Source organism: Streptomyces sp. NPDC001027 (assembly GCF_040299045.1).
Taxonomy (GTDB): domain Bacteria; phylum Actinomycetota; class Actinomycetes; order Streptomycetales; family Streptomycetaceae; genus Streptomyces.
Window position 1 is genome coordinate 1 of record NZ_JBEPBI010000319.1, and the last position, 7,319, is coordinate 7,319.

Below are 7,319 nucleotides of genomic sequence, written 5' to 3' on the forward strand. Positions count from 1 at the left end.
GCCCCCGGCTACATCGCCACCGACAACACCCAAGCCCTGCGCGACGACCCCGCCCGCAGCACCGCCATCCTCGACCGCATCCCCGCCGCCCGCTGGGGCCACCCCGACGACCTCGCCGGCGCCACCGTCTTCCTCGCCTCCGACGCCGCCGCCTACGTCCACGGCATCACCCTCCCCGTCGACGGCGGATGGCTCGGCCGATGAACGGCACGGAGCCCACCACCACGCCCGCCTCCGTGCTGGCCGGCGCCCGGCTCATGCCGGTGCTGACCGTGCCGTCCAGGACGCTGGCCGACCCGCTGGCCGAGGCGCTCGTCGCCGGCGGCGCACGGTGTGCCGAGGTCACCTTCCGCACCCCGGACGCCGAGCAGTCGCTCAAGGCGATGGCCGCCCACGGCGGACTCACCGTCGGCGCCGGCACGGTCCTCACCCCCGAACAGGCGGAGCGGGCGGTGTCGGCGGGCGCCCGGTTCGTCGTCTCACCGGGTTTCGACGATCAAGTCGTCGCCAGGTGTCGTGAGTTGGGCGTCCCCGTGATACCGGGTGTCGCCACCGCGACCGAGCTGATGCGCGCCATTCGCGCGGGTCTGGACACCGTGAAGCTGTTCCCGGCCGAACCGCTCGGAGGTCTGCCGACACTCCGGGCGCTCGCCGCGCCGTTCCCCGGGACGCGCTTCATCCCGACGGGCGGCATCCGCGCCGCCCACCTGGCCGACTATCTCGCCGAGCCGTCGGTCCTCGCCGTCGGCGGCACCTGGCTGGCGACCGCCGGTCACCTCGGGCGGGGCGACTTCGAGGGGATCCGCCGGCTCACCGCCGAGGCCGTGGCGAGGAGCACGCCATGACCGACGTGGTGGCCCTCGGCGAGGTGATGCTGCGCTTCGACCCGGGCGAGGGACGCATCCGCACCGGCCGGACCTTCCAGGTGTGGGAGGGCGGCGGCGAGTACAACGTCGTACGGGGCCTGCGGCGCTGCTTCGGACTGCGCACCGCCGTCGTGACCGCTCTCGTCGACAACGCGGTGGGCCGTCTCGTCGAGGACCTGATCCTCCAGGGCGGCGTGGACACCTCCCTGATCCGGTGGACGCCGGACGACGGGATCGGCCGTACCGCCCGCAACGGACTCAACTTCGTCGAGCGCGGCTACGGCATCCGCGGCGCGCTCGGTGTCAGCGACCGTGCCCACACCGCGGTCTCCCAGCTGCGCAAGGGCGACGTCGACTGGGACGCCGTGTTCTCCGCCGGTGTGCGCTGGTTCCACACCGGCGGCGTCTTCGCCGGCCTGTCCGACACCACCGTCGACGTCGCCGACGAGGCGATGGCGGCCGCCCGCCGCCACGGCGTCACCGTCTCCTACGATCCGAACTACCGCCCGAGCCTGTGGGCCGGCCGGGGCGGTCCGGACCGGGCACGCGAGGTGGACCTGCGCCTGGCCCGGCACGCGGACGTGGTGGTGGGCGCACTGGGCCTGGCCGGTCCGCGTCCCGGCGCCGTGCGCGTGCCGGCCGGCGAGGTACCGGACGCCCTTGCGCGGGTGGCGGAGCTCGTCCCGTCGGCCAGGGTGCTGGCGACGACCCTGCGGGAGGTGCCCTCGGCCGGGGTCAACGACTGGTCCTCGGCCGCCTGGTCCCCCGAAACCGGCGCCGTCACCGGTCCCCCGATGCCCGGCCTGCACGTCCTGGACCGCATCGGGTCCGGCGACGCCTTCGCCGCCGGTCTGATCCACGGACTGCTGGGCGGTGACGACATCTGGCCGGGCCCGTTGACGGCAGCCGGTCTGGAGCGCGCGCTGGCCTACGGCACCGCTCACGGCGCCCTCACGATGACCACTCCCGGGGACGTCTCCATGGCCTCGCTCGCCGAGGTCCACGCGCTGATGGAGGGCGGCTCGGCCGCCGTCAGACGTTGACCGGGCGCCGCACGGCGCCGCCCCACCCGTACTCGCGAGGAGCACAGTTGACACACCAGAGCATCGGACGCCGGACCATCGCGAACACCCCCGTCGAGCTCACCGGACTCGGCTTCGGGGCGTCCGTCATCGGCAACCTGTACCGGGTCACCCCGGCCGAGGACGCGTCGGCGGCCGTCGACGCCGCCTGGGACGCCGGCGTCCGCTACTTCGACACCGCCCCCCACTACGGGCTCGGGCTCTCCGAGCAGCGACTGGGCGCGGCCCTGCGACGACGGCCTCGGGACGACTACGTCGTGTCCTCCAAGGTCGGGCGGCTGCTCGTGCCCAACGAGCACCCGCAGGGCGTGGACAGCGAGGGCTTCGTCGTGCGGGACGACCTGCGCCGCCAATGGGACTTCAGCCGTGACGGCGTGCTGCGCTCCATCGAGGCGTCCCTCGAGCGCACCGGCCTGGACCGACTGGACGTCGTCTACCTGCACGACCCCGACGACCACTGGCGACAAGCCGCCGACGAGGCGATGCCCGCCCTCGCCGAACTGCGCGACCAGGGCGTCGTCGGCGCGATCGGCGCGGGCATGAACCAGTCCGCCATGCTCGCCCGCTTCCTGCGCGAGACCGCCGCCGACGTCGTCATGCTCGCCGGCCGCTACACCCTCCTCGACCAGTCCGCCCTCGACGACGTCCTGCCCGCCGCCGAGGAACACGGCAAGAGCGTCGTCGCCGTCGGCGTCTTCAACTCCGGCCTGCTCTCCCGCGACCGCCCCGCCGACGGCATGAAGTACGACTACCAGGACGCCCCACCCGACCTCGTCGCCCGCGCCCGCGCCATCGCCGACGTCTGCACCGCCCACGGCGCCACCCTCTCCGCCGCCGCCATCGCCTTCCCCCACACCCACGCCAGCGTCGTCAACGTCACCCTCGGCATGCGGGACCGGGACCAGGTGACACGGAACGTCGCACTCCACCGGGACACCGTCTCCGCCTCCCTCTGGGACGAACTCCGCAGCGAGGGACTGATCCGGTGAGGGACATGCCTCTCGACGGCGGCGCGCGCGCCGGCCACCCCCCGCCCGACCGATCACGCCCGCAGCTTCCCCGCCGCGAGTGAAGCAGCGCCGTCGCCGACGGTGCGAACCCGGCCTCGGCCTCGAATCCCCAGGTCCGGACCTGATGGAGATCCGCTCAACCGCACCGCGAACATACTCGGAGCCGCCGTATGAACGCCTGCTCGACCGTACGAACCGGCAGGAGGGACAGACGATGACCACACACACGTCTCCCGTCCGCAAGATGTCCGCCGCGCTCGCGGTGGGAATCACCGCCGCGCTGCTGACCACTCTCTCGACGCCGACCCCCGCCGCCGCCACGACCCAGGCGACCTACTACGTCGCCCCCGGCGGCGACGACTCGAACGCCGGCACCATCACGGCGCCGTTCAAGACCCTGCAGCACGCCCGGGACGTCGTGCGCACGGTCAACAGCAACATGACCGGCGACGTCAACGTCTTTCTGCGCGGCGGCACTTACCCGGTGAGCAGCACCATCGGCTTCACCTCGGCCGACTCCGGCACGAACGGGCACCGCGTCGTGTACGCCGCCTACCCGGGCGAGAAGCCGGTCCTGGACGGAGGCGTTCAGGTGACCGGCTGGACACAGCACAGCGGGAACATCTGGAAGGCCCCGCTGAACCGCGACGACAAGCTCCGCGCGCTGTACGTCAACGACAAGCGCGCCACGATGGCCTCGAAGACGATCACCTCGGCCGGATGTTACGGGACCTACACCGTCACGGCGGGGCAGGCTCCCTGGGCCTGGGAGTCGGGTTCCCAGTGCGACGGAGCGAAGTACGGCCTCTCCGACCTGCCGGCCATCGCATCCAACCAGGACGACGTCGAGATCAAGTCGGCGACGACCTGGACCACGGCCATCGTGGGCGTCCGCCAGATCGCCACGAGCTCGGACGGCGCCAACCGCGTGGCCCTGTTCCAGCAGCCGGGCGCGGCCATCGCCCAGGGACCGCCGAACGGCAACTTCAACCCCAACGGCACCCACACGTTCATGAACGCATACGAATTCCTGGACCAGCCGGGCGAGTTCTTCTTCGACAAGACGAATCACGAGCTGTACTACTACAAGTCCGACTCGGAGAACATGGCGACGGCGAAGGTCTTCGCGCCGAGCCACCTGCCCACTCTCCTCAAGATCGCGGGCACGTCGACGACCGACCACGCGCGGAACATCACGTTCTCCGGGCTGACCGTCGAGCACTCCGACTGGAACCTGTTCAACGTCGCGGGCTCCGTCTTCCGGCAGGGCCAGCAGGGGAACGCCAGCTCGACCGTGTACGCGAAGAAGAACTTCCACGCGTACACCTACCGCAACGTCGACCTGCCACCGGGGGCCATACAGATCGAGAACGCCGACGGGATCATCCTGCAGCGCAACAATGTGCAGCACACCGGCGCCGACGGAATCAGCATGGTCAACGATGTGACGGACTCTCAGTTGACCGGTGACTACACCAATGACATCGCCGGATCCGCCATCACCGTGGGAAACCCCCAGCACGTGTACATCGGGGACTACACCTCGACCAACCACGAGAAGTACCCCGTGAACGTCGAGGGCGTCTGCAGGAACATCACCGTCACGGACAACTACCTCTACGACAGCGCGGTGCTGTTCCAGGGGTCCAGCCCTGTGTCGGCCTACTTCGCGGACACCCTGTCCCTGCAGCACAACCGGATCGAGAAGTCCCCGTGGGCGGGCATCACGCTCGGCTGGGGCTGGTGGAACTTCGACGGTTCGACGGGCTCCATCAATCCCGGGAACCCGACCACCACGGCGAGGAACAACACCGTCAAGTTCAACGAGCTCATCGACACCATGCAGGTGCTCGGCGACTCAGCTCCCATCTACACGCTCGGCAACCAGCCCGGCACCGAGATCGGCAACAACTTCCTCCAGGGCGTCCCGGCCGGACACAAGTACGGCATCCACCCCGATGAGGGCTCCGCCAACATCAACGAGCACGACAACGTCCTCGACGTGGACCCGAATGTCGCCTACGCCATCAACTCCGGCACCTGGGGCAAGCAGCACGACCTCACCATCACCAACACCTACGGACCCGTCAACACGATCTTCAGCAAGAGCGTCCCGAACAGCACCATCGACAACGTGCGTGTGTACGCGGACAACGTGTGGCCGTCGCAGGCGTACGGCATCGCCGTGAACGCGGGCCTGGAGGACGCCTACAAGGACATCGTCCCCGCCGGCAACACGACGCTGCAGGACTACGCGCTGCCCGCCAGCACCTTCACCGGCAAGGGTGTCGTGACCATTCCGGTACGCAGCCCCGGAGACGCGTCGAAGACACTCTGGCTGGCTCCCTCCGGTACGACGACGTTCGCCGCCGGTCCCACCATGACCAGCGCGAGCGGCGCCGCGGCCGGCATCAACGTCCCGCAGGCGCCGGGTGACTACCGTCTCTACGTCGTGGACGCCCAGGGGAACGCCTCCGCCGCGTCGAAGGCGCTCGTGCGGCAGCGCTGGAACCACGTCGACGACAAGGCGGCCGGCGTGACCTACTCCGGCACGTGGTCGAACTGGAACGACACCAAGGACATGAACGGGTCGGAGAAGTTCACGAGCACGGCGGGCAACTACGCCGAGTTTGCGTTCACCGGCTCGGGCGTCCGGTACCTCAGCATGACTCAGCCGAACATGGGCAAGGTGGACGTCTACCTCGACGGCGCCCTCGCCCAGGCGGGCATCGACGCCTATGCCTCGACGGTGACGAAGCAGGTACCGCTGTTCGAGAAGACGGACCTCGCGGCGGGCCCCCACACGATCAAGGTGGTGTGCACCGGGACGAAGAACACCGCATCCTCCGGCGCCGTCTGCGCGCTGGACGCTTTCGCCTCCATCGGGTTCCCCGCGACCAACGCCAACTACAAGATCGTCAACAAGAGCAGCTCCAAGGCGGTCGACGTCTCGGGCGCGTCGATGTCCGCCGGAGCCAACGTCGTCCAGTGGAGCGACACCGGAGCCCTGAACCAGAACTGGCGCTTCGTCCCGGTGGGCGACGGCAGTTACGAGATCGTCAGCCGGAACAGCGCCCTGCTGATGGACGTCAGCGGCGGCGTCACCACGGACGGCGCGAACATCGTCCAGTCGTCCGACAGCAACGCCGCGAGCCAGCGGTGGACGCTGGTCGCCGCCGGAAACGGTTACTACAAGGTCAAGAACGTGAACAGCAACGACCTGCTCACCGTTTCCTCCGGAGGCACTCAGCTGGTCCAGTCGACGGACACGGGCGCCGACGCCCAGCTCTGGAAGACGGTGAACGTGGACTGATCCGGCTCCGGCCGGCCGCCTGGAGGCGGACGGCGGAAGGAGACAGCGAACCTGCGGGACGGGGCCGCCGACGCCGATCGGCAGGCACCGTCCCGCAGCCGTGTCGGACAGCAACAGATCTGCTGTGTAAGTGATTTGATGGCGTAACAATGTGCCGGGCGCCCTGCCGAAGCCATTGCACCGGTCAGAACGGCGCGATCACACTGGCCCGCATGGGGGCATGGATCGTGATGCTGAGCGTCTGGGTCGTTTCCTACGCGCTCTACAAGGCAGACGAACGGAACGACATCCGACGGACCGAACGGATCAGGGCCGAGGCGGTGGAACGGCATCTGTCGGCCGAGCGGCAGCCCGAGGACGCCCGCCCGGGCGGCGAGCCCGTGCCAGGCACGGCCGCACTGGCCCTGATCGCGTATCACGACGGCTGGGCGCGGGACGTCCTCGTCGTCGACATGCTGCTTCACCGCATTCTCAAGCCCGTGGATCCGTACGGCGCTCTCTGTCTGATGGTGCATCACCCCAGGTCCCGTGGCCGTGCCCCGTCCCCTAAGGCCCTCGCCAGGATGGAGCAGGCGTGGACCCGTGAGCAACGGGTCATCGCCAGGGCGTCCGACGGATCGCACTCCCCCTTGCTCCTCCCGAGCGACAGCGTCGTGGGAGAACTCCGCCAAGAACTCGTCGCCGAGGGGTACCTGCGCCCCGCCGACGCCCAGACCATCGACGTCGAGGTCCCGCCCTATCTCCTCCCCCGCGCCGTCGGCGGCGTCATCCTGCTCCTCGCCGCCCTCCCGGCGTTGTGGTGGGACCCGAACAACCCCGACTTCATGGGCCCGAGTCTCACGGGCTTCGTCGTGTCCGTGTTCTGGGGCAGCGCGCTCCTGCTGTCCGCAGGAGGCGCGGACACGATCCAGGCCAAGCTCCCCAGGGCCACGGCCCGCGGCGAGCGCGCGCTCGCCCAGGCCCGGGCCTGGGGGGGGGCCCAGGTCCCACCCGGACCCACCCCGCCCGACACGCCGGCCCCCGCCGCGCCGGCCAAGGCCGTGTTCGG

6 protein-coding genes are annotated in these 7,319 nt (G+C 70.0%); all 6 read left to right on the top strand.

The window, feature by feature from the left end; genetic code table 11:
* Positions 1-204: SDR family oxidoreductase (locus ABT300_RS39235; protein ID WP_351686527.1), on the top strand; the 204-nt coding region annotated here is incomplete at its 5' end.
* Positions 201-845 (top strand): bifunctional 4-hydroxy-2-oxoglutarate aldolase/2-dehydro-3-deoxy-phosphogluconate aldolase, encoded by a 645-nt coding sequence (locus ABT300_RS39240; protein WP_351686529.1) that lies wholly within the window; start codon positions 201-203, stop codon positions 843-845. The genes ABT300_RS39235 and ABT300_RS39240, both read left to right, overlap by 4 nt.
* Positions 842-1,909 (top strand): PfkB family carbohydrate kinase, encoded by a 1,068-nt coding sequence (locus ABT300_RS39245; RefSeq protein ID WP_351686531.1) that lies wholly within the window; start codon positions 842-844, stop codon positions 1,907-1,909. Before ABT300_RS39240 ends, ABT300_RS39245 begins: the two co-directional genes overlap by 4 nt.
* Positions 1,910-1,956: 47 nt before the next feature.
* Complete coding sequence (locus ABT300_RS39250; protein WP_351686533.1) at positions 1,957-2,937, top strand: aldo/keto reductase; 981 nt, start codon at positions 1,957-1,959, stop codon at positions 2,935-2,937.
* A 235-nt stretch (positions 2,938-3,172) separates the two neighbouring features.
* On the top strand, positions 3,173-6,271 hold the full coding sequence (locus ABT300_RS39255) for an RICIN domain-containing protein (RefSeq protein ID WP_351686536.1): 3,099 nt from the start codon (positions 3,173-3,175) through the stop codon (positions 6,269-6,271).
* Between the two features lie 212 nt (positions 6,272-6,483).
* The coding region (locus ABT300_RS39260) for a hypothetical protein (RefSeq protein WP_351686538.1) at positions 6,484-7,319 on the top strand (836 nt) is incomplete at its 3' end.